Source organism: Methylocystis sp. Sn-Cys, from assembly GCF_016745395.1.
Taxonomy (GTDB): Bacteria; Pseudomonadota; Alphaproteobacteria; order Rhizobiales; family Beijerinckiaceae; genus Methylocystis; species Methylocystis iwaonis.
The window spans coordinates 1-23,243 of record NZ_JAERVJ010000004.1; the positions used below are offsets into that span (position 1 = coordinate 1).

Below are 23,243 nucleotides of genomic sequence, written 5' to 3' on the forward strand. Positions count from 1 at the left end.
GAGGCGGAGCCGACGAAGCAATCCAGGGCCGCATCGCCGCCCTGGATTGCTTCGCGTCGCTCGCAATGACGGGCGCTGAGCAAAACCAGCGTATTTGTGGCTCTGGATCCCGGTCGGGCTTTCAGCCCGCCGGGAATGACAGGCGCCGATGCGAGCTGTTCAAACGAAACAATATTACTTCTTCATCTTCGAGCAGAAGCGCTGCGCCAGCGCCAGCAGCTTGCGGTCGGTTCCGCGCCTGCCGACGAAAGAAAGCGCCACCGGCGCGTCAGTGGTGGGCAATGGCAGGCTGATCTGCGGCAGGCCGAAATAGCTCGCGATGAGGAAGAGCCGCATCATCTGGTAGCGCTTGGCGTCGAGCTGCTCTTCGCTTTCGGTGAGCAGCGGCGAACGGAAGGGCGTCGTCGGCATGACGAGAAAGCCCTTGTCGCCGAAGAGCGCCTCGATGCGCTTCTTCGCCTCCTCGCGAAAGGCCAACGCCGCATTTTTCTGTTCGAGCGTGACTTTGGATGCGATGGCGAAGCGCTCCTCGACGCCTTTGCTGAATGTCGGATGATGAGCCGTCACCCATGCGCCATGAGAGGCCCAGGCCTCATGCGCCTGCAGATTGCGGAAATGCGCGAGAGCCGTCTTGAAGAAATCCTCCTCCAGCCGGCCTTCGCGCCAGGGTCCGCTTTTCAACATATCGACGGCTGGCGCCGCGGCGGCGGCCAGTTCGGTTTCGACGCCATGAAAAGCGTCGCCGAGAAACACCGCCTCTTCCAAGGCGCCTTGATCCGTATCTTCAGGCAGCAGCACATTGCCGACTTCCACCATTCGAGCGAGGTCGCGCGCAAACCAGCCGATAACGTCGAGCGAGGGCGCCAGCGGCACGACGCCCGCCATGGGAATCGCGCCATGCGAGGGGCGAAAACCGAAGACGCCGCAGAAGGCCGCGGGCGCGCGGCAGGAGCCGGCCGTATCCGTGCCGATGGCGAAATTAACGAGAGCGGCCGCCACCGCGACGGCGGAGCCGGACGAGGAGCCGCCCGGATGCCTGTCCGGCGCCGCGGGGTTTATCGGCGTGCCGAAATGCGGATTGGCGCCGAGCAGGCTATAGGCCATCTCGTCCATATGGGTCTTGCCCACGAGACATGCGCCGGCGGCGAGCAGTCTGTCGACCACCGCGGCGTTGGCCAGCGCGGGCGCATGAGTGGTCGCCCATTGCGGATGGCCATTGGTCGACACCTGGCCTTTGACGTCGATGTTTTCCTTGACGACGAAGGTTGCGCCGGACAGGGGACCAGCCCCCCCTGCGCCTTCGTTGAGGACGACCGATAACGCCCCGACATCGACTTTCATCCGGCGCCCTTTCCCGCTGAACCTTGGTTTCGCGTCATTCCGGTCGAAAGCGGGTCTTTGGACGTGACGCCTAGAAAGGAACGGCGCCGGCGAGAATCTTCTCGTAAAGCGCCAAATCCAAGGCGGCATATATAGATCGCTCGGAAGACGCGAAAAAGACAGGCGCGCCGATCTTGCGCGGATCGAACCCCTCGGCGGCAAGCGCGCGTTTGCGGTGCTTGAACGTCTCCGTGACCTGCAATTCATGCGACAGGCGCAGGAAGAGCGGACGCGCATAAACGGGCAGTTGCGCCGACAGATGCGCATAGAGGCCCGCTATATCGAAGCTCTCGTTCGCCACGATCGCCGCCATGCCGGCGCGCCCGTCGCGGCCGGGGACTTCCACGCCATAAACGGTGACGTCGATGACGCCAGGGTAGGCGGCGAGCGCCTGTGCGACCTCTGCGGTCGCAACATTCTCGCCTTTCCAGCGGAAAGTATCGCCGACGCGGTCGACGAAATAGAAGAAGCCACGCGCGTCGCGGCGCATGAGATCGCCGCTGCGCATCCACGCGTCTCCGGGCGCGAAGACGTCGCGCAGGATTTTCTTTTCGGAAGCGGCGCGATCGAGATAGCCCTCGAAATCATTGGCGATGCGCGCAATGGCTTCGCCGGGCTCGTCAGGTTTGCAGGCGACGCAGAAGCCTTCCGCATTGCGCAGCGGAGCGTCCGTCTCGGCGTCATATCGCACGAGCTGGATCGTCCGGCTCGCGGCGAGAAAGGAGGGGATACGGCCGATGGCGCCCGGTTCCCCTTCGACATTGTAGAGCGAGAAATTACTTTCCGTCGCCGCATAGAATTCGAGAATGCGCGGAATGGCGAAGCGCTTCTGGAACACCGGCCAGACTTCCGGCCGCAGCCCATTGCCGACGGCGAGACGCAGCCGATGTTGCGTCTCCGCTTCACAGGGCGCCGCATGGGCGAGGTAGCGGCAAAGCTCGCCGATATATTGGAAGAGCGTGCAGCCATGTTCGACGACGTCGGTGAAAAAGGCGCTGGCCGAGAAACGCTCGCGCAGCACGACGGAGCCGCCGCCCAGCAGCGTGGCCCAGATGGCGACGACGCCGCCGACCGAGTGATAGAGCGGCAGGCAAACATACATTCTGTCGTCGGGCGTCACATCGAGCAGGCCGCAAAACCACAATGCCCAATTCATGATGCGGCGATGCGAGACGATCGCCGCCTTCGGCAGGCCGGTGGTGCCGGAGGTGTAGATGTAGAGCGCAGGATCGGAAAGCGTGGGCCGCGCGGCCGCGTCGAGATCAAGGGGCGCGTTCGATTGCGCGGCGAGCGCGCTTTCGAGCGAGTCGTCGCAACGGACAAGCTCGGCTTCGTCGCCAACCGCTTCTGCGCATTTCGGGTAATTTGCAACCGAAGCCAGGATCAGGCGCGGCGAAGCGATCCGGATGCAATGCGCCAATGCGGTCCCTGCAAGATGATGATTGATGAGCGCGACCACGACGCCGATGCGCGTCAGTCCGAGCCAGATGGCGACGTAATCGGGCCGGCTCTCCATGACGAGCGCGACGGCGTCGCCCTTGCGCAGCCCGCGCGCCTGCGCCCAGCGGGCGTAGCGGCGCGAGCGCTCGGACAATTCGCGAAAGCTGAACCCGCCGCCGTCGAATAGGATCGCCGGCGCGTCGCCGCGCGTCTGCGCAATTTCTTCGAAAGCGACTGCGAGCGTGCGGCCGGGATCGCGCTCGATCGATGCGGATAGTTTCAGCGCCCGCAGCCAATCCTTGCTCACCGAGCGGGCCCCGCCTTCGGAGCGTTCGCTTCTGGAAGGCCCTCGCTCCGCACTATGCGCCGTCATCTCTCGTCGTCGCCTGGAAGAATGGTTAATGCGCGGCCGTCGCGCCGTCTTTCGTGAACCTATCGGAAATTCCCTGCCAAATCTCTACAAATGCGGATGAACCTTGTTAAGCCTACCAGCCGCTTTTCATCGCTGCGCCCGCAAAAACCGCATAAATCTTTAGGCGTTTTCCCTGCAAAGACGGCTCAGCTTCGCCCTTTCAACGATGCGGGCGGGCGCGCTGCAGGAGGCAGATCCAATGCGGAACGAAACGATAGCGGTGCATGGCGGCTATGACGGCGATCCGACGACACGCGCCGTCGCCGTGCCGATCTATCAGACCGTCGCCTATGAGTTCGACAGCGCCGATCATGCGGCGGCGCTCTTCGATCTCGAAGAGGAAGGTTTCCGCTACAGCCGCATCGCCAATCCAACGGTCGCCGTGCTGGAGAAACGCGTCGCGCAGCTCGAGGGCGGGATCGGCGCCTTGGCGGTGTCGACGGGGCAGGCGGCGCTCTATTACGCCTTCGCGAATGTGGCCGATAGCGGCGGCAATATTGTCGCTGCCCCCACACTTTACGGCACGACGCATACGCTGCTTCAGCATGTGATGGCGCGCCAGGGCGTGAAGGTCCGCTTTGCCGCCAGCGACTCCGCGAGCGACATGGCGGCGGCGATCGACGCCGACACAAAAGCGGTCTTCTGTGAAAGCGTCGGCAATCCTGCCGGCAATATCTGCGACCTGGCGGCGATTGCAGAGGCCGCGCACGCCCATGGCGTTCCACTCATCGTCGATAATACGGTGGCGACGCCGATCCTGTGGCGGCCCATCGAGCATGGCGCCGACATCGTCGTTCACTCCATGACGAAATTCATGGGCGGCCATGGCGCAACAATGGGCGGGATTATCGTCGACAGCGGCCGTTTTCCCTGGCGCAAATACCCCGAGCGGTTCCCGACCTTCAACGAGCCGGACGTCTCCTATCATGGCCTCGTCTATGTCGACCGCTTCGGCGATAGCGCCTTTATCGCGCGCGCGCGCAGCGTCTATCAGCGCACGACAGGGGCGGTTCTGGCGCCGCTGAACGCTTTCCTTCTGCTGCAGGGGGTGGAAACCGTCGCGCTGCGCGTCGAGCGCCATGTCGAGAACGCACAAAAAGTCGCGGCGTTTTTGCGTGACGATCCGCGCGTCGCCTGGGTGAATTACGCGGGGCTCCCGGACAGCCCCTATTATCCGCTCGCGCAGAAGTATTTGGGCGGCCGCGCCCCATCGCTCCTCACTTTCGGCGTGAAGGGCGGGCTCGAGGCCGGCAAGCGCGTCTATGACTCGCTGAGCATCATCAAACGGCTGGTGAATATTGGCGACGCCAAGTCGCTCGCCTGCCATCCGGCCTCGACGACGCATCGTCAGATGACCCCTGCCGAGCAGGAAAAGGCGGGGGTCTTGCCGGAGATGCTGCGCATCAGCGTTGGCATCGAGCACGCCGACGACATCATCGAGGATCTCGACAACGCGCTCGCCGCGGCGAATGGCGCCTTCGCCGAGGCGGCGGAATGACGCTGCATGCTTTACGCGCGCGCGACGTCCTGGAAATCGCGTTCGTGAACAATATGCCCGACCAGGCGCTCGCGGCGACGCGGGCGCAATTCGAGCGCCTCGTGCGCGCGGGCGCCGAGGGACGCGAGATTCGCTGGCGCTGCTATACGCTGCCGGGCCTGGAGCGCAGCGAAACGGCGCGCCGCTATTTGGCGCGCGATCACGAAGGCATTGAGGCGTTGTATCGGCGCGGCGCCGATGCGCTGATCGTCTCGGGCAGCGAGCCCCGCGCCGCCCGCCTCGATCACGAACCTTATTGGCCGCAGCTCCAGACGCTCGCCGATTGGGCGCGCACGCACACTTTTTCGACTCTCTGGTCCTGCCTCGCGGCGCATGCCGCGACGCTTCATCTTGCCGGGATCGAACGCCGACGCATGCCTAAGAAGATCAGCGGCGTCTATACCTTTCGGCGTCTCGGCGAGGATTGGACCGGCGAAAGAGCGGGCAGCTCGATTTTAACGCCGCATTCACGTTACAACGCGCTCGACGCCGAAGCGCTAGCGCGGCGTTGTTTTAAGATTGGCGCATGGTCGCCGGACGTCGGCGTCGATATGTTCTGGCGTGAAGAGCCGAGCCTTTTCGTCTTCCTTCAGGGGCATCCGGAATATGAAGCCGAGACGTTGTTGAAGGAATACCGCCGCGATGTGCTGCGCTATCTTTCAGGCGAACGCGTCGACTATCCGGATCAGCCCGAGAATTATTTCAGCGCCGAGATGTCGCAGAGGCTGAGCCAGTTAGGTAGCCGCGTGCTCGAAAAGACGGAGCGCCATGCGGAACAGGCTCTGGCGGAAACTCTTTCCCCAGAGAAATGCGCTCGGCCCTGGGCCGATGATGCGGCGCGACTTTATCGCGCCTGGATCAGGAATGTTTCGGACAGGATCGACGCCTTGCGCCACAGCGCCTGACGGCGAGGCGGCGCTTTGGAAGAGCGCCGCCCTCGGTTTCAATGCGCGAGATCGCGCACCAAGGCGTCGATATTCTGTATTGTCCGGAAATTTGCTGGAACGAGTTTCGAGCTCGGAATCGTCAAGTCGAACTCCGCCTCGATCGACAGCATCAAATTCACCATCTCCATCGAGGTCATGCCGAGCTCCTCCAAATCCTGCTGGGGGGGAATTTGGTGGGCGTTCTTTATGAATTGGGCGACGACGGCGTTGATGCGATCGATGGATTGAATCGTTGAGACGTCCACGCTGCAACCTCCAGAGCACAGAGCTTTATCGAACTGACAATCAGTGTTCTAGCCGCGATCTATAAAAAGAAGCTGCGGCGGATTGCTAAAATCCAATTCATTAAGGCTGACGTCGACAATTTGCGCGACAAAACTGAATATTCAGAACTGGAATCTAGCCTCGGCTCGATCAGGCGAGGATAGGTTGACGAGGCGAAGATGTTGGCTGCTGAAATTTCAAAGCCGCAAGTGAGAGCGCAAGAGGACTTTTCTGCGCGGATCGCTTCGGCCGTCGCCGTTGCTGCGAAATTCGCCGAGGCGATCGATGAAACGGCCCGCTTCCCGAAAGAGGCGTTCGACGAGCTGAAAGCGCAGCGTCTGCTCGGGATATTGCTGCCGGAAGGGTGTGGCGGAGAGGACCGCAATGTGGCGGACGCCGCGCAGCTTTGTTATGCGCTTGGCCGCGTCTGTTCCTCGACGGCGATGATTTATGCGATGCACGCCGCCAATGTCGCATGCGTTATGAACCATGCCGGGCGCAGCGAAAGGTTCCAGTCCTATCTGCGTCGCATCGGCGAAGAGCAGATGCTGCTTGCGTCGTCGACGACCGAAGGAAAGAACGGCGCCAATGTGCGCTCAAGCGCGTCGGCGATCGTTGCTCTCGATGACGGAATTTCGCTCGATCGAGACGCCTCGGTCGTCTCCTATGGGGCGGCGGCCGACGCCATCGTGACGACCGCACGGCGTTCGCCGGAGTCACTCCCCAGCGATCAGGTGCTCGCGCTCTTTTTCAAGGAAGACTACACGCTCGAGCGCACGTCCAAATGGGACGTCATGGGCATGCGTGGCACGTGCAGCGAAGGTTTTCATCTCATTGCGAAGGGCGAAGCCGAGCAGGTTCTCGCGGAGCCCTACGACAAAATTCATCGCCGCTCGATGGTGCCGGTGACCCATCTGCTTTGGGCGGCCTGCTGGGCGGGCGTCGCGGCTGGCGCGGTGGAGCGCGCGCAGAATTTCACGCGTAAAATCTCCCGCGCTCAGAAGGGCGCTCTTCCGCCTGGCGCGCCATTTGCGACGCAGGCGTCACTGTCGCTGATGCAGCTCGTCAACCTCGTCGACTCGGCCACCGCGGATTACCTCGGCAGGGTGGGAAATCCTGAGTCGCTCGACGAGATGTCCTTCCAGACATCGCTCAACCTGCTGAAGGTCAGCGCCTCGGAAATGGCGATCACGACGGTAATGCATGCATTCAACGCCTGCGGGATTGCTGGCTATCGCAACGACAGCGAATTCAGCGTCTCGCGCCCGCTAAGGGATATTCTCTCTTCCTCCGTCATGATCAACAACAACCGCATTCTTTCGAACGTAGCGACGTCCTGCCTCATCGGCGGCGTGCCGGACACGATCGTGAAGCCGCGATAACAGCATGGGGATGAACGCGCAATGAGCGGGATGGCGTGCACAGATAGGGAGGCTCGCAGCGATGAGACGATCCTCGATCATCTCTTTCGCCCCATGGGCGTTGACGGCGTTTACGCGCGCACGCGGCGTTATGAAGACGTCGTCGATGCGCTTCAATGGCTGATTACAAGACATCGCCCCCAAGAAGCGTCCGTCTTCCGTTTTCCGCCGGTGATGAGCCTGAGGCAGCTCGAGAAGCAGGGATACCTCAACAGTTTCCCTCAACTGCTCGGCTGCGTTTGCGCCCTGCACGGATCGGAGGCGGACGTCGCCGCTGCGGTGGACAGAGCCAAGCAAGGCGAAGACTGGACACGCGGCGCCACCTCGGCCGGTCTCGTGTTGAGCCCGGCGGCCTGTTATCCGGTCTATCCGATTGCCGCGGAAAATGGCCCGGTTCCCGAAGATGGCCTGACGTTCGACGTTGCGGCAGACTGCTTCCGGCACGAGCCCTCGAAAGATTTGGACCGATTGCAATCATTCCGGATGCGCGAGTTCGTTCGTATAGGCGCGCCGGTGCAGATTGCCGTCTTCCGTGAGCAGTGGATGAAAACCGCGCAGACGATCGCCGAGTCGCTGCAACTGCCCTTTGCCTTCGATCGCGCCAGCGATCCGTTCTTTGGCCGCGTCGGCGTGTTGATGGCGGCAAATCAAATCGAGCATGCGTTGAAGTTCGAGCTTCTGATTCCCGTGCGCGCGCAGGGCGCGCCGACCGCTTGCATGAGCTTCAACTATCATCGCGAGCATTTCGGCAAGACATGGGGGCTTGTGGATCAGAAGGGCGAAATGGCGCATTCGGGTTGCGTGGCCTTCGGTATCGACCGGCTGGCGCTCGCGCTCTTTGCGACGCACGGCCTTTACGTCGAGGATTGGCCGCGCGACGTCCGCGACGTTTTGCGTTTGGATTGACTGACGGGGAGGAAATCGCAATGAGCGGCGATGAAAAAATAATTTTCTACGATGGCAAGAATGTCGAGATGCAGCCGTGCCCAATCAATCCGGCTTGGGTGATCGAGGGCGCTCCGGTTGCGCGGAATTTCATCTTGTCACGCAGCCTCGACAATTCGGCCACGACGCTTCTGTGGGATTGCACGAAGGGCGTGTTCAATTGGCATTACGACATCGACGAGACAGTTTATGTCCTGGAGGGATCGGTCGTCGTGCGCGAGGATAATGGCGTGGAACATCATCTCGGGCCGGGCGACCACGTCCTGTTCCGCGCTGGCTCCCATGCGGTTTGGACCGTCGAGAAATACGTTCGCAAAGTGGCCTTCTGTCGCACGCCCCTGCCTACGTCGGTGATGTTCCTGGTGCGAGTGATGCGCAAGCTGGCGCGCATGCTGAAGCTCGCGCCTGCATCGGACGCGCCGGCGATGTTCAGTGGCGCGTAAAGAGAGAGGTTCGGCCATGGCTTCTCCTGTTCCACTGCGTCCGGTCTCGCAGACTTGGACGTTCTTTCAGGGCGAATGGCGCGACGGCAACGCGCCGATTTTGGGCCCGAGAACGCATGGGGCCTGGCTTGGCTCGATGGTGTTCGACGGGGCGCGCGCCTTCGAGGGCGTGACGCCCGATCTCGACCTACATCTCGCGCGCGTCAATAATTCCGCGCGTGAGATGCTACTGGAGCCTTTGCTGAGCGTCGAGGAATGGCGCACGCTTGTCGCAGAGGGCTTGAGAAAATTTGCGCTCGACGCGCAGCTCTATATTCGGCCGATGTATTGGGCCGAGGACGGCTTGGGTGGCGGCGTTCGCTTCGAGCCCTCTTCCACCAATTGGTGCCTCACGATCTATGAGGCGCCCATGCCGGCGCCCAAGGGCGGCGCGGTGACTCTGTCGCCTTTCCGCCGGCCCTCGGCGGAAACTGCGCCGGTTGGGGCGAAGGCGAGTTGCCATTACGCCAATGGCGCGCGCGCGTTGATCGAGGCGGCCAAGCGCGGCTTCGACAATTGCCTCATGCGCGACATGCTCGGCAATATTGCGGAATTCGCCAATTCCAACGCCTTTCTCGCCAAGGATGGCGCTGTTTTCACGCCGTCGGCGAATGGGACGTTTTTGAACGGCGTCACGCGCCAACGCGTCATCGGCTTGCTGCGCGCAGATGGCGTGGAGGTGATCGAGACAACGCTCACCTATGACGACTTTCTTTGCGCTGACGAGATTTTCTCGACAGGCAACTTCCAGAAAGTCGCGCCGATGTCGCGCATCGACGATCGGCAATTGGAGGCAGGCCCAATGTATAAGCGCGCGCGTGCGCTTTATTGGGACTTCGCGCATTCTAAGCCGCAGCTTCGAGTGGCATCGTGAACTGAAGGCGCCAGTTTTCGGCGCCTTCAGTTTGCTGGCAAACCTCCGAGGCGGCCTCGTCCTTCGAGACGAAGGCCCGATCGGGAATTCAGAGCCACAAGAGCGCTGGTTTTGCCCAAAGCCCGTCATTGCGAGCGAAGCGAAGCAATCCAGGGCAGTGATGCGGCCCTGGATTGCTTCGTCGGCTCCGCCTCCTCGCAATGACGGCGGGGATTCCCTGTGTGTCCAAACGGCGCGAGCGTCGGGGATGGCGAGCGGATCTCGTATAAGTCTTTTGGCGAAGTTGAAGAAGCCGCTCATGCTGAGGAGCCTGCGCAGCAGGCGTCTCGAAGCACGAGGGGCGTCAGCCACTTTGTCAGCAGTTCTCTTACGCGCCCGCCAGCGCTTCGGAGCGTATCGCAGAGAGATTTACGCTCGGCGTAACGCGATCCGGGTCCATCATCACATGGATGATAGAGGGAAGTCGTGACGCGCGTGCCGCGTCGAAAGCTTCCGGGAAGTCCTTTGTGCGTTCGACGCGCGCGCCGTAACCGCCGAAGGCGCGGGCATAGGCGGCGAAGTCCGGATTGCGCAGATCCGTGCCGATGACCCGCGCGGGGTAGCTGCGCTCCTGATGCATGCGGATCGTGCCATAGGAGGCGTTGTCGCAAATGACGACGATGATCGGCAGCTCATATTGCACGGCTGTCGCGAATTCCTGGCCATTCATCAGAAAATCGCCGTCCCCATTGATAGAGACGACGAGCCGCTCGGGATAGAGCCGTTTGATGGCGACGGCGGCTGGCACGCCATAGCCCATCGTGGCCGATGTCGGCGCAAAGTGTGAGCCATAGCGGCGGAAACGGAAATAGCGGTGAATCCAGGATGCGTAATTTCCTGCGCCATTGCAGATGACGGCGTCGTCGGGAAGATGGTCCGAAAGCCAGATCATCATTTGAGCCAGATCGACGTCCGCGGAGGGCGTAAAGCTTCGTGAGAAATCGAGATAATCCTGATGGGCGACGCGCGTGTCGTCACGCCAGGGGCGGTGCGCCGGCGGAATTTGTTTTGCCAGCATCTCGACGAAAGGCTTGGGCGACGCGTGAATGGCGAGCGTGGGCGCATAGACGCGGCCGAATTCCTCGGCCTGCGGATAAACATGCACGAAGCGCGTCTGCGGCTGCGGGATGTCGAAGAGCTTATAGCCCTGAGAGGGGATTTCCCCCAACCGCCCGCCGATGAGAACGAAGAGATCGCTCGTTTTGGCGCGCGCGACGAGCTTCGGATTGGCGGCAAGGCCGAGGTCGCCGGCATAACAGTCATGCAGCGGATCGAAGAGCGGCAACCGTCGATAGCTCGTTGCGACAGGCATGTCGAACGCGCGCGCCCAATCCATCATGCGACGCGACGTCGTCTCGTCCCAACGCGTTCCGCCAAGGACGAACAAGGGACGCTTCGCTTCGGCGATCATTGTGGCGAGGGCGTCGATGTCGTCTGGCCCCGGCGATGTCTCCACGACGGCGGCGGCGGGGCAGGGGCGCGGCAGGACGCGCTCGTCGAGCATGTCTTTCGGCAAAGCGAGGGCGACGGGCCCCGGCCGCCCGCCAAGCGCGACATGAAATGCCCGCGAGACATATTCCGCCATGCGGGCGCCATCGTCGATCTCGGCCGTCCATTTTGTCTGTCCGCCGAACATCGCGCGGTAATCGACTTCCTGAAACGCGCCGCGGTCACGATGCGATCGCTCGATCTGGCCGATGAACAAGATCATGGGCGTCGAGTCGTGCTGCGCGATATGAACGCCGGCAAAGGCGTTTGCGGCGCCCGGGCCGCGTGTCACGAAGCAAATGCCGGGGCGCCCGGTGGCCTTGCCATAGGCGTCCGCCATCATCGCCGCGCCGGCCTCGTTGCGGCAGACGGTGAGTTTGACGTTGCGCTCGTAGCAGGCGTCGAGCACGGCGAGATAGCTTTCGCCCGGCACGCAGAAAATATGGTCGACGCCATTGATGATAAGCTGATCGACCAAAGCTTGCGCTGCGGTGATGTCGGCAAGTGTTTTCATGCGAGGCTCATGGTCCGAACAAGACGCTTTCGCTGAAGGCGAGGTCGCCCAGTCGCGGACGCTCGGGGCCCTTGAAATATTTGGGTCCGCGATCGTGGAGATAGATCCCGAAGAGCCCCGGGATTTTCTCTGTGGCGTCGAGAAGCACAGTGGGATGGCCGCGGCGCAGCAGCTCGCGGCCCAAGGGGCCCGCAAAGCGTTGGAAATCGGCAAGGCTGCGACAATAGATCATCTGCTGCGTGGGCACGAGCCCCTTCAGCACGCGGCGCGGCAGAAACACGAAGGGATGGGCCTCGCGCTTTTCATGCACAATCAGCGACAGGCAGCCGCGCTCCGCGTGGGCCGCGAGGAGCGCGCATTCCTGCGTTGAGAGAGAGCCGCCATAGTCGCGATCCGCGTCGAAGATTTTCACGCGGGCGTTGGCGGTCCAAGGGGCGAGGGCGGGGATGGCGAGCATTTGGCCGTTACAATAACGGCGAAATCCCTGAGCTTCGATCACGCGCCACGTATGCGGCGCCGGCGAAGTGTTGATATAGGTGACGTCCTTGAGCCGCACCGCCGCGGCGATGAGCAGCGAGGCGTAGCCTCGATAGGATTCTTCGACATACCAGCTCGAGATGTTGCAACGAATCTTCTCCGCGCCCACGCGCGTGAAGATCATCAGGATCACGCCGACCGGCGCGCCGTCGTGCTCCAGCAGATAACCCATACGGGGATAGCCTTCGGGCGCGTCGCGGTGCGCGAGCGTTTCGAGCGCGTGACTCCAATAGTCGGCGGTGCGCTCGGGAAATCCCTTGGCCAGCAATCGAACGAGCGCTGGCGCGTCGGCCTCTGCGATCATTCTGCATCGAATGCGCGGCGTCGCCGGCTCGGTCATCTGCGCTTAACCTTCGTCATGGATCTTGGCCACGTGTGCAGGGAATTGCTTAGGGAAGCACGATAGGAAGTTCTTCTTAGCCGGAGATGAAAAGGGCGCGTTTCGATGAGCATAAGGTTAACAGTGCTTTCCGTCGTGGAAAATGTGGCTGCGGAGCAGGAAAAAACACTCACGCCGCTCGCGAATGATACGGTCCTCGCCAACTCCGGTTTGGATTCTCTGTGCTTCGCTATCATCGTCGCGCGTCTCGAAGACACGCTCGGGGTCGATCCCTTCACGGCCTCGGAAGAGGTCTATTTTCCCGTAACCTTCGGCGATTTTGTCGCGCTCTATGAAAATGCCGCCGCCGCTTGATCTGCGCGGGCTCGCGGGCGACGCTGTTTCGGGCGGCGCCGCCGGCCTGCATGCGCCGAAGAGGCAGGCGCTTTGGCGCGACGCGGTTCAAGGGACGATCTTGGGCGGTCGTCGCGCTTCGCTTGCCGGCAAGTCGGTCTTGATCGGCGTATCGTCGCAGTTCGACGCGGCGCTCGCCATGCTGGAGCTCGATGGGCTTGTCGCGCGCATGGTGATTACGCCGCCGGATTTTACGAGCGAGCGTCTCGCCTCGGCGATCGCGCAGGCGCAAGTCGAGGCGGTCATTTGCGACGACGACGTTAAGGATTTCGGCGTCGACGTTACGCGCGTTCGCGTTTCGGCGCTCGCGCCCGAGACGGAGCCGCGCCCCGCTGCGATCGAAACGGAATGGGTTCTTCCCACCTCCGGCACGACCGGGGCGCCGAAGCTTGTCGCGCATCGTCTCGCGGGGTTGCTTGGCGCGGTTCGCCCGCGCGCGGCAGGTGAGGCGGCGCCGGTTTGGGCGACTTTCTACGACATCCGGCGCTATGGTGGGATGCAGATCTTCCTGCGCGCGGCGGCGAGCGGCGCGACGCTGCTGCTGACCGAGGCGAATGAGCCGCTCGTCGATCATGTAACGCGCATGGCCGAAGCCGGCGTCACGCACCTCTCCGGCACGCCGTCGCATTGGCGCCGTCTGCTGATGAGTCCCGAAGCTGCACGGATCGCGCCCCAATATGTGCGCCTTTCCGGCGAGATCGCAGACCGCGCCGTTCTCGCCAATTTGGCTGCCTTCTATCCGAAAGCGAAGATCGTTCACGCCTATGCATCCACGGAAGCGGGAGTCGGCTTCGAGGTGACCGACGGGAGGGAAGGGTTTCCCGCCGCTTATCTCAATGGCGTAGGCGACGTCGAGATGCGCGTCGTCGATGGGTCGTTGCGCTTGCGCTCGCGCCGCACGGCGGATCGCTATGTCGGTCGCGATGATCTTAAGCTGGCGGACGCGGATGGATTTATCGATACGGATGATCTTGTCGAAAGAGCCGGCGACCGCTTCTTCTTCAAGGGCAGGCGCGCCGGGACCATCAATGTCGGCGGCTTGAAAGTTCACCCGGAGGAGGTCGAGCAGATCATCAATCTGCATGACGCCGTGCGCATGTCGTTGGTGAAGGCGCGGCGCAATCCGATCACGGGGGATCTCATCGTGGCGGAAGTGATGCTCAAGGAACACGACGTCTCTGCGGAGCAAAAGCGCGCGGTGAAGGATGAAATTCTTGCCGCATGCCGCGGGCGGCTCGAAAGGCACAAGGTTCCGGTTTCGATCGACTTCGTGTCGTCGCTCGCCATGTCGGCCGGGGGCAAGCTGCTGCGGGGAAAAGCATGAGGCGCAATGTCATCGTCACAGGCGGCAGTCGCGGTCTGGGCCTCGCGATCTCGCGACGCCTCGTCGCCGACGGCTTTCGCGTCATCGCTGTCGCGCGCAAGCCGAGCGACGCGCTCGATGAGGAGATCGCCCGCGCCTCGGGCGCGCTTGCCTTCGCTGCGCTCGATCTTTCGCAGATCGACGCGATCGCTGATTTCGTGCTGCGGCTCAAAAAGGAATTCGGCGCGCCTTATGGGCTCGTCAACAATGCCGGGCTCGGCACGGAGGGGCTGCTCGCCACCATGCACAATTCGCAGATCGATCAGCTCACGCGCGTGAATGTGACTGCGCCGATCGTCCTGACCAAATATGTCGTGCGCAATATGATGTCGGCGGGCCAGGGCGGCCGCATCGTGAATATGTCGTCGATTATCGCCTCGACCGGATATAATGCGCTTTCCGTCTATGGCGCGACGAAAGCGGCGCTCATCGGTTTCACCAAGTCTCTGTCGCGCGAAGTCGGCCGGATGGGCGTCACCGTCAATGCGGTGGCGCCGGGTTTTATCGAGACAGAGATGACGGCTTCGCTCGGCGACGAGGATCGCGCCAAAATCGCTGCGCGCGCGGCGTTGCGGAGGTTGGCGGCGCCGGAGGATGTCGCGAACGCGGTTTCTTATCTCCTCGACGACAAGGCGTGCAATATTACCGGGACGGTGATGACAGTGGACGCCGGGGCGACGGCGTGACGTAATGCGTGCTTGCCGTCATTGCGAGGAGCTGCGCGACGATGCAATCCAGCGCAGCTATAGCGGCTCTGGATTGCTTCGCTTCGCTCGCAATGACGGTAGGCTCTGAATTCCCGGTCGCGCTGTCAGACGCCGGGAATGGCATGCCCCAATGCGAGCTGTTTCAATGGAAGTGTTAACGATCTGTTAACCATCCCGTTGCAACCTGGTTCAGTCAGCCGCTTCGATTGCTTTGAGCAGTTCCGGATACGCTGTCTTTCTTGGCGACGGCCCGCGACCTCGGATGTAAAGGCGCGGGCCGTTCCTTTTCATCATTCTGTCGGCGTCGAGGGCTCTGCGCACAGACGCAGAACCTCGAGCCTGATCCGATCTCCGTGGCACGGGCGCTGCGGTCGCGTGGGCGGCTCCGCACACCAGCAGCGCAGGGCAATTTTTTCGCCTCTGCGTAGCCGATCGGCGATCTTTTCGATTTCGCGCGTCTTCGGGCCGCGCTCGGCGAGATCGCGATCGAGATCGCGCTCATAGGCGGCAATGACGCGCAGCCGCTCCTGCATGTCCCGATGGTCGCGCAGAATGTGCGGATTGCCGAGAACCGGATTGCTGCGATCCACGTCGACGATTGCTTCGTCCGGCGCCGCCTGGAGCCCGCCCTTGCGTTTCGAGACAATGCGGATACGGGCCGCATAGTCTGTCGGAAGCGCGTTGGATTTGAAGAGATCGTCCAAAGATGCATTCTCCTGCGCCGCAAAAGGCTGATCGGCTCCTGCGAATTTGAGGCTACGTATTTTACGCAACTTGATAGGCCGGGGCGCGCAGGTCACCTTGATCGATCATCTCTCGCCGAAGAGCGCGCCATGATCGACTTGCTCTATATCGCCAGGCTGGACTTTCTCATCAAGATACGCGGCGCGCAGGACATTGGCGGCGCGAGGCCGCGTGCGCGTTTCGTGCCCTTGGACAATAGAGACTCGGCGAAAACCCAGGCCGCACAACGGCGCTCACGGCAACAAAAGAAGGCGGCGTCGTTCCAAGACACATTCTGAGCGGCGGCAAATTGCTCCGCTAACGGCCGTGCCCAAAACGGCTCAACTTTGGTGTGGCCCCAGCATTTGATACAGGGCGGCTTCGATTCGTCGCCAGTTTTTCGCCTGCTCAGCCTCGCCGCTTTGCTCCAAAGCGGCCGCCTTTTGCGCGGCCTCGGCGACGGCTTTGTCGCCATGCGCATCGAACAGCCGCCGGGCATAGTCCTGGATGTCGAGTTCTTCCATTTCGACGGCTCCGCTTGGGTGGATCGACGCCAAAGTCGCGTCGACGCCCTATTGCAACGAACTTGAGCGGAATCTGTTCCGTCTGCCGGAAAAGCAGACGCGCGGCGTAGACGGCGGGCTGACAGCTCGACCGGGAATCCGCAAGAGCGCTGGTTCAGAGCCCGTCATTGCGAGCGAAGCGAAGCAATCCAGGCAGGCGATGCGGCCCTGGATTTCTTCGTCGGCTCCGCCTCCTCGCAATGACGGCGGTGGTTTCCTGCGTGTCCAAACGGCGCGAGCGTCGGGGATGGCGCCGAACCTCTCGTATCATGAGAAGGATCGGCCAGGCGGTGTGGCTGCGCCATGTCGGGAACCGCCCCGGATTATCTTCCAACGTGAAAAAGGCCCCAAAGGGGCCATTTCTGATGCTTCTATTTTGCGGGATTTAAACTGGTCGGAGTGAGAGGATTCGAACCTCCGACCCCCTCGTCCCGAACGAGGTGCGCTACCAGGCTGCGCTACACTCCGATCCAACGGCCGCGTCGGCCGCTTTCGAGGGGCCTTATAGCCATAGTAGGCCGGCCCCGCAACTGGTTTCGCCGTTTAATTTGTCGCTTATCCACCGTGGCGGCGGCGCAGCGTCACGAAGGAGAAATCCGCCTCGTCCTTTTCGCCGCGCGGCGGCGTCTCGCGGGCGATTTCCTCCCATTCCAGCGGCGAAAGCTCCGGGAAATGGGCGTCTCCCGGAATGTCGAGCGCGACTTCAGTGAGCTCGATCATTTGCGTCTCGCCGAGCAGCGCCCGATAGATTTCCGCGCCGCCGGCGACAATAATTTCCGGCGCCGCCATTTCGGCGGCGAGGCGCCGGGCGATGGCGCGCGATTCGGTCAGGCTCGTCGCGACATGGGCGCCGGGCGCGGCATAGCCGGGGCTTCGCGTGACGACGACGCTCTCGCGGCCGGGCAAAGGGCGGCCGATCGATTCCCAGGTGCGCCGACCCATGATCATGGGCCGGCCCCAGGTACGCGCCTTATAGCGCTTGAGATCGCTGGAGAGACGCCAGGGCAGGCCATTGCCGACCCCGATGACGCCGTTCTGGGCCCGGGCGACGACGGCGACGAGTTTGGGGGTCATGCTGCGGCGGCGCCTACTCTCTCGATGTCTGCGACGAGGGCGTATTCGATGAGCATCCGATCGAGGATCACCGTCTCGATCTCGACAGGCAGCTCAGCAAAGCGCCGGGCATAGGCGATGATCCGCGAGGCCTCCGGATGCGTCGCCGGAACGGGGTCAACTCGCACTTTGCCTCCGAAATCGGGAATCCTGCCAGCTCGGCGAAGATCGAAGACCTTGAGCACGACTTCTCGGCTTTTTCGGCTTGTCACGATCCGAATGACCCAATCGACATCGTCCTCATCGGAAACGACCTTGATCAGGTAGACGCCCTCAACTCCGATGCCTTCCGCCCTAAGCGCTTCCGCGATCCTGCGGAGCCCCTCGGCGCCCCCTATGGTTGTGACCGGATCCATGCGAAAATCCCTTCCGTCGGGTCGCTTATGGCCTCGAGTAGCGCTCGAGCCTCTGTCTCTTCAATTCTCCTATAACGCGCCGACTCATTCCAGCCCATTACAGTGTTCCAGTTGGCCACGAACTGAGAAGAACGTCTGGACCGCTCCTGCAAAGCTGGCTTGAGCTGCGCCAAGCTCAAAAGGTCCTCGAGGTCGTGGGTGTAGATATTCTTTACCAAGTTCTTGTCCGGGATTTCGTTCGCCCTGAACTGACCGGCGATAACGGCTTTGAGCGCGAGCTCGATTGCATATCCGGAAAGGTAGAAAGCGCCGGACCACCTCTGAACGCCCAATAGCGCCAGCGCTTCTCGCAACCGTTCCTCGGCGAGCGCTTCCAGCTCCTCGAGCCGCATGTTCACCTCAAATAGCCAGAGTGAAAAACAATCAAACCGCAATGGGCGCGGCGATGGCCGGCCAAGGGTCGTAGCCTTCGACCGCAATGTCTTCATAGCGGAAATCGAGCAGCGAGGCTGCTTCAGGGTTCAGCTCGAGGCGAGGCAGGGGCCGCGGCGCGCGCGAGAGCTGGAGGCGGGCCTGCTCGATATGGTTCAGATAGAGATGCGCATCGCCGAGGCTATGGATGAAATCGCCGGCGACGCAGCCCGTGGCCTGCGCCACCATGTGGGTCAGCAGCGCATAGCTCGCAATATTGAAGGGCACGCCGAGGAACACGTCCCCCGAGCGCTGATAGAGCTGGCAGGACAGGCGCTTTCGTCCGTCCACCTCCGCCACATGGAATTGGAAAAGGCAGTGGCAGGGCGCGAGCGCCATTTTGTCGATCTCGGCCGGGTTCCAGGCCGTGACGACGAGGCGGCGCGAGAAGGGGTTTCGCTTTATTTCCTCTATCAGCCAGCCGATCTGGTCGATCGTTTCCCCGCCGGGCGCGGGCCAGGCGCGCCACTGCGCGCCATAGACGGGCCCGAGATCGCCGTTCTCGTTGGCCCATTCGTCCCAGATGGTGACGCCGTTTTCCTTGAGGTAGCCGATGTTGGTCTCGCCCTTGAGGAACCAGAGCAGCTCGTGGATCACGGATTTCAGATGCACCCGCTTGGTGGTGACGAGCGGGAAGCCCTCCGAGAGATCGAAGCGCATTTGATGGCCGAAGATGGAGAGCGTGCCTGTCCCCGTGCGGTCCTCCTTACGGACGCCCTCGCGCAGGATTTTGTCGAGAAGGTCGAGATATTGGCGCATGGGGTTCTCGTTGGGGGCGGATTTCCGCGGGAAAAAGGCGCCGCCGCCCTCATCCGACCCTCGCTTACGCGAGGGCCACCTTCTCCCGCAAGTGCGGGAGAAGGAGAGAGCCCCTTGGTTGCCGATTAGCGAGAAATTTTGCCGCAGCGACTCCTTCTCCCGCTTGCGGGAGAAGGAGTCGCCGAAGGCGGTCGGATGAGGGCGGTCTCCCAATTCCCGCAACCCTGCCTTTGCAGCCCCGTCATCCTCTCCCTATATTCTCTCCCCGAGGGGAGCGACGCTCCCCAATAAGAGGGAAAACTCATATGCTGCGGTTTCTTGCGCAAAAGCGCGGATCGCTGATTTCATTGGCTCTCGCGGCGCTGTTGGCGCTCGCGCCGGCAATCGCCGAGGCGCGCATGGGCGGCGGCGGGAGCTTCGGCTCGCGCGGCTCCAGGACCTGGTCGGCGCCGCCGTCGACCCGCACGGCCCCCGGAACGGCTTCGCCATTCGAGCGCAGCGAGACGGCGCGTCCAAGCTTTAATCCGAGCCAGCCGGGCTTCAATCGGCCTGCCTTCGGCGGCTCTTCCTTTGGCCGCGGCCTGCTCGGCGGTCTCGCCGGCGGCTTGCTCGGCGCGGGGCTTTTCGGGCTGCTGACCGGCAACGGCTTCTTCGGCGGCATCGGCGGCTTCATGTCGATCATCGGCTTCCTGCTGCAGATCGCGCTGGTCGTTTTCCTGGCCCGCATGGCCTTTGTCTGGTGGCAGAGGCGCAATGCGCCGGCCGGCGTCGGTCCCCAGGGCTCGACCTTCGGCTTTACAGGCGGCGCGCCCTTCGGCGGGCGTCCGACGGGCGGCTTCGGGGCCGGGCCCATGGGCTTCGGCGGCGAGGCACCGCAGCGTCCGCGCGCGACGCCGATCCAGATCGCGGCCGGTGACTTCAACGCCTTCGAGCGCCTGCTCGGCCAGTCGCAGGCCGCCTATAGCCGCGAGGACGTCAGCGCGCTGGGTCAGGTGGCCACGCCGGAAATGGTCCGCCATTTCGACGAGGAGCTGGAGACGAACCGCCGCAAGGGCGTCGTCAACCGGGTAACCGACATCAAGCTTCTGCAGGGCGACCTTTCGGAAGCCTGGCGCGAGGGCTCGGATGAATATGCGAGCGTCGCCATGCGGTTCTCGCTGAACGACGTCCTGGAGGACCGCGCCACCGGCAAGCCGGCGCCCGGCTCCGCTGGCCCGACTGAGGCGACAGAGGTTTGGACCTTCCGCCGCCCGGCGGGCGCGGGCCCGGACGCTTGGAAGCTTTCGGCGATCCAGCAGGCGGCGTAACGCGAAGCCTGCTATTGAGAGGCGCTCCCTCCGTGAGGAGGGGGCGCCTTTTTTGTGATCTGAGATCGGGCGAGTAGCGAACAAGCGGCTTGAGCCACTGAAATACCTCCCCTTTACGGGGAGGTCGGCGGCCGGAAGGCCGCCGGGTGGGGCTCTCGCCGCTACGACTCGGGTTGGGGCGGACCCCACCCGACCCCGCTTGCGCGGGGCCACCCTCCCCGTAAAGGGGAGGGATGCGCTCGCGCCCAGCATTCGCCAGATTGCCTTGGTTCGAGCCAAAGTTGACACGCCCACAGGACGCTCTCCCCATCGACGCCGTGCTGCCCGACATTCGGGCGGCGCTCTCGGCCTCTCCCAATCTCGTGATCGTCGCGCCGCCCGGCGCCGGCAAGACGACGCGCGTACCGCTCGCGTTGCTCGACGCGCCATGGGCGAAAGGCGGCAAGCTCATCTTGCTGGAGCCGCGCCGACTCGCCGCCCGCGCCGCCGCTAGCCGCATGGCCGCGACGCTTGGCGAGCAGATCGGCGAGACGGTGGGTCTGCGCATGCGGCTCGAGTCCAGGGTCTCGGCCAGGACCCGGATCGAGGTCGTCACCGAGGGCGTCTTCGCGCGCATGATCCTCGACGATCCGGCGCTCGATGGCGTCGCGGGCGTGCTCTTCGACGAATATCACGAGCGTTCGCTCGACGCCGATCTTGGCCTCGCTCTTGCGCTCGACGCCCAATCGGGGCTGCGCGACGATCTGAGACTCATCGCCATGTCGGCGACGCTCGACGGCGCGCGCGTCTCGGCCTTGATGGGCGACGCGCCGACGCTCGTCTCCGAGGGCCGCGCCTTCGACGTCGAGACCCGCTATCTTGGCCGCGACCCGAATGAGCGCATCGAGGGCGCCGTCGCCCGCGCCGTGCTGCGCGCCCTGCGGGAGGAGAAGGGCTCGGTCCTGGCCTTTTTGCCGGGGCAGGGCGAGATCATGCGGACCGCCTCCCGCCTTGCAGAGGCGCGGTTGGAGGGCGTCGATATTGCGCCGCTCTATGGCGCGCTCGATCGCGGCGAGCAGGACCGCGCTATTTCGCCCGCGCCACAGGGGCGCCGCAAGGTGGTGCTCGCGACTTCCATCGCCGAGACGTCGCTGACCATCGAAGGCGTGCGCGTCGTCGTCGATAGCGGCCTGTCGCGCGTGCAGCTTTATGAGCCGGATTTGGGCCTCTCGCGCCTCGAGACGGTGCGCGCCGCGCGCGCCAGCGTCGACCAGCGGCGCGGTCGCGCCGGGCGCACGGAGCCGGGCGTTTGTTACCGGCTTTGGGACGAGCCGCAGACGGCGTCGCTCCCCGCTTTCGCGGCGCCGGAGATATTGGCGGCTGATCTGTCGAGCCTCGCGCTCGATCTCGCCGCCTGGGGCGTCGCCGATCCCGGCCAGCTCGCCTGGCTCGATCCGCCGCCGGCGCCGGCCTGGAAGGAGGCCGTGGCGCTGGACCAGGAACTCGGGGCGCTTGATGGCGACGGGCGGCTTACCGAAGAGGGCAGGGCGTTGCGCGCCCTTCCCCTGCCACCTCGTCTCGCCCGCATGGTGCTGGAGGCCGCGCGCTGTGGGGAAGCGGCGCGAGCGGCGGAGCTCGCGATGTTGGTGTCCGAGCGCGGATTGGGGGGGAATGACGCGGATCTGTCGCATCGGCTGGACCGGCTGCAGTCGGATGGGTCGAAGCGGGCGAAGGATGCGAGGAGGCTGGCGGCGAATTGGGCGAGGATGGCGAAGGCTGCGTTGCCCCCTCCCCAACCCTCCCCCGCTAAAGCGGGAGAGGGGGCGCTCGCGATCAGCGCTCCGGATGAAGGCCGCGCTCTGCTCCCTCTCCCGCGCAGCGGGGGAGGGCTGGGGAGGGGGCTCTCCGACGGCGCCCTCATCGCGCTCGCTTATCCCGACCGCATCGCCAAATCGCGCGGGGCCAATGGCGACTTCCTCATGGCCAATGGCCGCGCCGCGAGCCTGCCCGTGGAGGACCCGCTGTCGCGCGCCCCCTTTCTCGCCGTCGCGGAGCTGACCGGCCGCGCGGCGCAGGCGCGTATTCTGGCGGCTTGCGCCCTCGATGCGGAGGAAGTGGAGAGCATCGCCGGCATGCGCATCGAGGCGCGCGACGAAACGGTTTTCGATCCCGCGACCGCCAGCCTGCGGCGCCGTCGCTTCCGCCGCCTCGGCGCGATCCGCCTGAGCGAGCAGAACCTCTCCGTCGAAGCCGATGAGGAGGGCGCGCGGGCGCTGGCGCGGGGGATCGCCGCGCTCGGCGTCTCGCTTCTGCCCTGGACTAAGGGCCAGACGCAGCTTCGCGACCGCGTGGCTTTTCTGCGCCGGGCGGAGGGCGAGGAGTGGCCCGATCTCTCCGACGCAGCGCTGGCCGAAAGCGTCGATGCGTGGCTTGCGCCTTACATCGTCGGCCGCACCAAGCTCGGCGACATCGCGCCGGGCGATCTCGACGCGGCGCTCGCGCATCTCTTGCCCTATGATCTCATGCGCCGCCTCGACGCGGAGGCGCCCACGCATTTCGAAACGCCGGCCGGTTCCCGCCATGCGCTCGATTACGCCGCGCCCAACGGGCCGCTGCTCTCCGTGCGGGTGCAGGAGCTTTATGGCCTTTCGCAGCATCCGGCGCTGGCGCGCGGCCGGGTTCCGCTGACGTTGGAGCTGCTCTCGCCGGCGCATCGGCCGATCCAGACCACCCGCGACCTGCCGAGCTTCTGGTCGGGCTCCTGGAACGACGTCAAAAAAGAGATGAAGGGCCGTTATCCGCGCCACCTCTGGCCGGACGAGCCGGCCAAAGCCTTGCCGACCACGCGAGCGAAGCCGCGAGGGTGAGTTAACCGCTTTTCCGAGTAGG

Annotated in this window: 23 protein-coding genes and 1 tRNA gene; 12 read left to right on the forward strand and 12 right to left on the reverse strand. The window is 63.6% G+C overall.

What is annotated here, in order from left to right:
- Window positions 1-174: 174 nt before the first annotated feature.
- Window positions 175-1,341: an amidase gene (locus JJT62_RS09450; RefSeq protein WP_202072482.1), complete on the reverse strand. Its 1,167-nt coding sequence runs from the start codon at window positions 1,339-1,341 to the stop codon at window positions 175-177.
- Window positions 1,342-1,411: 70 nt separating this feature from the next.
- On the reverse strand, window positions 1,412-3,127 hold the full coding sequence (locus JJT62_RS09455; RefSeq protein WP_370568513.1) for a long-chain-acyl-CoA synthetase: 1,716 nt from the start codon (window positions 3,125-3,127) through the stop codon (window positions 1,412-1,414).
- A 304-nt stretch (window positions 3,128-3,431) separates the two neighbouring features.
- On the opposite strand from JJT62_RS09455, the gene JJT62_RS09460 reads away from it, so the two are divergent.
- Both JJT62_RS09460 and JJT62_RS09465 read left to right on the forward strand, forming a co-directional pair.
- Window positions 3,432-4,730 (forward strand): O-acetylhomoserine aminocarboxypropyltransferase/cysteine synthase family protein, encoded by a 1,299-nt coding sequence (locus JJT62_RS09460; protein WP_202072484.1) that lies wholly within the window; start codon window positions 3,432-3,434, stop codon window positions 4,728-4,730.
- Window positions 4,727-5,674, forward strand: a complete 948-nt coding sequence (locus tag JJT62_RS09465) for a homoserine O-succinyltransferase (RefSeq protein ID WP_202072485.1) — start codon at window positions 4,727-4,729, stop codon at window positions 5,672-5,674. The genes JJT62_RS09460 and JJT62_RS09465 overlap by 4 nt, the downstream gene beginning before the upstream one ends.
- A 38-nt stretch (window positions 5,675-5,712) precedes the next feature.
- Here the strand turns inward: JJT62_RS09465 and JJT62_RS09470 are convergent, their stop codons facing one another.
- The gene (locus JJT62_RS09470) at window positions 5,713-5,961 is read right to left on the reverse strand and encodes a phosphopantetheine-binding protein (protein ID WP_202072486.1); all 249 of its coding nucleotides are present in this window, start codon (window positions 5,959-5,961) and stop codon (window positions 5,713-5,715) included.
- Window positions 5,962-6,159: 198 nt separating this feature from the next.
- Here JJT62_RS09470 and JJT62_RS09475 point away from each other — a divergent pair, with 198 nt between their 5' ends.
- Genes JJT62_RS09475 through JJT62_RS09490 form a run of 4 tightly spaced genes read left to right on the forward strand, consistent with a single transcriptional unit; the run spans window position 6,160 to window position 9,702 of the window.
- Window positions 6,160-7,362 (forward strand): acyl-CoA dehydrogenase family protein, encoded by a 1,203-nt coding sequence (locus tag JJT62_RS09475; protein WP_202072487.1) that lies wholly within the window; start codon window positions 6,160-6,162, stop codon window positions 7,360-7,362.
- Between the two features lie 21 nt (window positions 7,363-7,383).
- Entirely contained in the window at window positions 7,384-8,307 is a 924-nt protein-coding gene (locus JJT62_RS09480) for an amino acid--[acyl-carrier-protein] ligase (protein WP_202072488.1), read from the forward strand.
- 20 nt (window positions 8,308-8,327) lie between these two features.
- Entirely contained in the window at window positions 8,328-8,789 is a 462-nt protein-coding gene (locus JJT62_RS09485; protein ID WP_202072489.1) for a cupin domain-containing protein, read from the forward strand.
- A 16-nt stretch (window positions 8,790-8,805) separates the two neighbouring features.
- The gene (locus tag JJT62_RS09490) at window positions 8,806-9,702 is read left to right on the forward strand and encodes a branched-chain amino acid aminotransferase (protein ID WP_202072490.1); all 897 of its coding nucleotides are present in this window, start codon (window positions 8,806-8,808) and stop codon (window positions 9,700-9,702) included.
- A gap of 367 nt (window positions 9,703-10,069) precedes the next feature.
- On the opposite strand, the gene JJT62_RS09495 is transcribed toward JJT62_RS09490, so the two are convergent.
- Window positions 10,070-11,743: a thiamine pyrophosphate-binding protein gene (locus JJT62_RS09495; RefSeq protein ID WP_202072491.1), complete on the reverse strand. Its 1,674-nt coding sequence runs from the start codon at window positions 11,741-11,743 to the stop codon at window positions 10,070-10,072.
- Window positions 11,744-11,750: 7 nt separating this feature from the next.
- On the reverse strand, window positions 11,751-12,584 hold the full coding sequence (locus tag JJT62_RS09500; protein WP_210340618.1) for a GNAT family N-acetyltransferase: 834 nt from the start codon (window positions 12,582-12,584) through the stop codon (window positions 11,751-11,753).
- A gap of 141 nt (window positions 12,585-12,725) precedes the next feature.
- Between JJT62_RS09500 and JJT62_RS09505 the strand changes: the two genes are divergently transcribed.
- Genes JJT62_RS09505 through JJT62_RS09515 form a run of 3 tightly spaced genes read left to right on the forward strand, consistent with a single transcriptional unit; the run spans window position 12,726 to window position 15,062 of the window.
- A complete protein-coding gene (locus JJT62_RS09505) occupies window positions 12,726-12,974 on the forward strand; it encodes a phosphopantetheine-binding protein (RefSeq protein WP_202072492.1) in 249 nt (82 codons plus the stop codon).
- Window positions 12,958-14,337, forward strand: coding sequence for a class I adenylate-forming enzyme family protein (locus tag JJT62_RS09510; protein ID WP_202072493.1), 1,380 nt, complete (start codon window positions 12,958-12,960; stop codon window positions 14,335-14,337). Before JJT62_RS09505 ends, JJT62_RS09510 begins: the two co-directional genes overlap by 17 nt.
- Window positions 14,334-15,062: an SDR family NAD(P)-dependent oxidoreductase gene (locus JJT62_RS09515; protein ID WP_202072494.1), complete on the forward strand. Its 729-nt coding sequence runs from the start codon at window positions 14,334-14,336 to the stop codon at window positions 15,060-15,062. The genes JJT62_RS09510 and JJT62_RS09515 overlap by 4 nt, the downstream gene beginning before the upstream one ends.
- A 311-nt stretch (window positions 15,063-15,373) precedes the next feature.
- On the opposite strand, the gene JJT62_RS09520 is transcribed toward JJT62_RS09515, so the two are convergent.
- Window positions 15,374-15,787: a DUF4326 domain-containing protein gene (locus JJT62_RS09520; RefSeq protein WP_202072495.1), complete on the reverse strand. Its 414-nt coding sequence runs from the start codon at window positions 15,785-15,787 to the stop codon at window positions 15,374-15,376.
- A gap of 129 nt (window positions 15,788-15,916) precedes the next feature.
- Here JJT62_RS09520 and JJT62_RS09525 point away from each other — a divergent pair, with 129 nt between their 5' ends.
- Window positions 15,917-16,105: a hypothetical protein gene (locus JJT62_RS09525; RefSeq protein ID WP_202072496.1), complete on the forward strand. Its 189-nt coding sequence runs from the start codon at window positions 15,917-15,919 to the stop codon at window positions 16,103-16,105.
- 42 nt (window positions 16,106-16,147) lie between these two features.
- On the opposite strand, the gene JJT62_RS09530 is transcribed toward JJT62_RS09525, so the two are convergent.
- From JJT62_RS09530 to JJT62_RS09555, 6 genes are all read right to left on the reverse strand, one after another.
- Window positions 16,148-16,330 (reverse strand): hypothetical protein, encoded by a 183-nt coding sequence (locus JJT62_RS09530; RefSeq protein ID WP_202072497.1) that lies wholly within the window; start codon window positions 16,328-16,330, stop codon window positions 16,148-16,150.
- A 430-nt stretch (window positions 16,331-16,760) separates the two neighbouring features.
- A tRNA-Pro gene (locus tag JJT62_RS09535) sits at window positions 16,761-16,837 on the reverse strand.
- Window positions 16,838-16,924: 87 nt separating this feature from the next.
- Entirely contained in the window at window positions 16,925-17,443 is a 519-nt protein-coding gene (locus JJT62_RS09540) for a dihydrofolate reductase (RefSeq protein ID WP_202072498.1), read from the reverse strand.
- Window positions 17,440-17,838: a hypothetical protein gene (locus JJT62_RS09545; RefSeq protein WP_202072499.1), complete on the reverse strand. Its 399-nt coding sequence runs from the start codon at window positions 17,836-17,838 to the stop codon at window positions 17,440-17,442. The genes JJT62_RS09540 and JJT62_RS09545 overlap by 4 nt, the downstream gene beginning before the upstream one ends.
- A complete protein-coding gene (locus JJT62_RS09550) occupies window positions 17,817-18,230 on the reverse strand; it encodes a HEPN domain-containing protein (protein WP_202072500.1) in 414 nt (137 codons plus the stop codon). The genes JJT62_RS09545 and JJT62_RS09550 overlap by 22 nt, the downstream gene beginning before the upstream one ends.
- A gap of 31 nt (window positions 18,231-18,261) precedes the next feature.
- On the reverse strand, window positions 18,262-19,068 hold the full coding sequence (locus tag JJT62_RS09555; RefSeq protein ID WP_202072501.1) for a thymidylate synthase: 807 nt from the start codon (window positions 19,066-19,068) through the stop codon (window positions 18,262-18,264).
- A gap of 305 nt (window positions 19,069-19,373) precedes the next feature.
- Here JJT62_RS09555 and JJT62_RS09560 point away from each other — a divergent pair, with 305 nt between their 5' ends.
- On the forward strand, window positions 19,374-20,375 hold the full coding sequence (locus tag JJT62_RS09560; RefSeq protein ID WP_202072502.1) for a TIM44-like domain-containing protein: 1,002 nt from the start codon (window positions 19,374-19,376) through the stop codon (window positions 20,373-20,375).
- A gap of 233 nt (window positions 20,376-20,608) precedes the next feature.
- Window positions 20,609-23,221 (forward strand): ATP-dependent helicase HrpB, encoded by a 2,613-nt coding sequence (hrpB, locus tag JJT62_RS09565; RefSeq protein ID WP_202072503.1) that lies wholly within the window; start codon window positions 20,609-20,611, stop codon window positions 23,219-23,221.
- Window positions 23,222-23,243: the final 22 nt, after the last annotated feature.

Excerpts from the sequence above, each read along its gene's own strand:
- JJT62_RS09450 (WP_202072482.1), bottom strand. The coding sequence starts at position 1,341 with ATGAAAGTCGATGTCGGGGCGTTATCGGTCGTCCTCAACGAAGGCGCA.
- JJT62_RS09460 (WP_202072484.1), top strand. The coding sequence starts at position 3,432 with ATGCGGAACGAAACGATAGCGGTGCATGGCGGCTATGACGGCGATCCG.
- JJT62_RS09465 (WP_202072485.1), top strand. The coding sequence starts at position 4,727 with ATGACGCTGCATGCTTTACGCGCGCGCGACGTCCTGGAAATCGCGTTC.
- JJT62_RS09475 (WP_202072487.1), top strand. The coding sequence starts at position 6,160 with ATGTTGGCTGCTGAAATTTCAAAGCCGCAAGTGAGAGCGCAAGAGGAC.
- JJT62_RS09480 (WP_202072488.1), top strand. The coding sequence starts at position 7,384 with ATGAGCGGGATGGCGTGCACAGATAGGGAGGCTCGCAGCGATGAGACG.
- JJT62_RS09485 (WP_202072489.1), top strand. The coding sequence starts at position 8,328 with ATGAGCGGCGATGAAAAAATAATTTTCTACGATGGCAAGAATGTCGAG.
- JJT62_RS09490 (WP_202072490.1), top strand. The coding sequence starts at position 8,806 with ATGGCTTCTCCTGTTCCACTGCGTCCGGTCTCGCAGACTTGGACGTTC.
- JJT62_RS09495 (WP_202072491.1), bottom strand. The coding sequence starts at position 11,743 with ATGAAAACACTTGCCGACATCACCGCAGCGCAAGCTTTGGTCGATCAG.
- JJT62_RS09500 (WP_210340618.1), bottom strand. The coding sequence starts at position 12,584 with ATGATCGCAGAGGCCGACGCGCCAGCGCTCGTTCGATTGCTGGCCAAG.
- JJT62_RS09505 (WP_202072492.1), top strand. The coding sequence starts at position 12,726 with ATGAGCATAAGGTTAACAGTGCTTTCCGTCGTGGAAAATGTGGCTGCG.
- JJT62_RS09510 (WP_202072493.1), top strand. The coding sequence starts at position 12,958 with ATGCCGCCGCCGCTTGATCTGCGCGGGCTCGCGGGCGACGCTGTTTCG.
- JJT62_RS09515 (WP_202072494.1), top strand. The coding sequence starts at position 14,334 with ATGAGGCGCAATGTCATCGTCACAGGCGGCAGTCGCGGTCTGGGCCTC.
- JJT62_RS09525 (WP_202072496.1), top strand. The coding sequence starts at position 15,917 with ATGATCGACTTGCTCTATATCGCCAGGCTGGACTTTCTCATCAAGATA.
- JJT62_RS09530 (WP_202072497.1), bottom strand. The coding sequence starts at position 16,330 with ATGGAAGAACTCGACATCCAGGACTATGCCCGGCGGCTGTTCGATGCG.
- JJT62_RS09540 (WP_202072498.1), bottom strand. The coding sequence starts at position 17,443 with ATGACCCCCAAACTCGTCGCCGTCGTCGCCCGGGCCCAGAACGGCGTC.
- JJT62_RS09545 (WP_202072499.1), bottom strand. The coding sequence starts at position 17,838 with ATGGATCCGGTCACAACCATAGGGGGCGCCGAGGGGCTCCGCAGGATC.
- JJT62_RS09550 (WP_202072500.1), bottom strand. The coding sequence starts at position 18,230 with ATGCGGCTCGAGGAGCTGGAAGCGCTCGCCGAGGAACGGTTGCGAGAA.
- JJT62_RS09555 (WP_202072501.1), bottom strand. The coding sequence starts at position 19,068 with ATGCGCCAATATCTCGACCTTCTCGACAAAATCCTGCGCGAGGGCGTC.
- JJT62_RS09560 (WP_202072502.1), top strand. The coding sequence starts at position 19,374 with ATGCTGCGGTTTCTTGCGCAAAAGCGCGGATCGCTGATTTCATTGGCT.
- hrpB (WP_202072503.1), top strand. The coding sequence starts at position 20,609 with ATGCGCTCGCGCCCAGCATTCGCCAGATTGCCTTGGTTCGAGCCAAAG.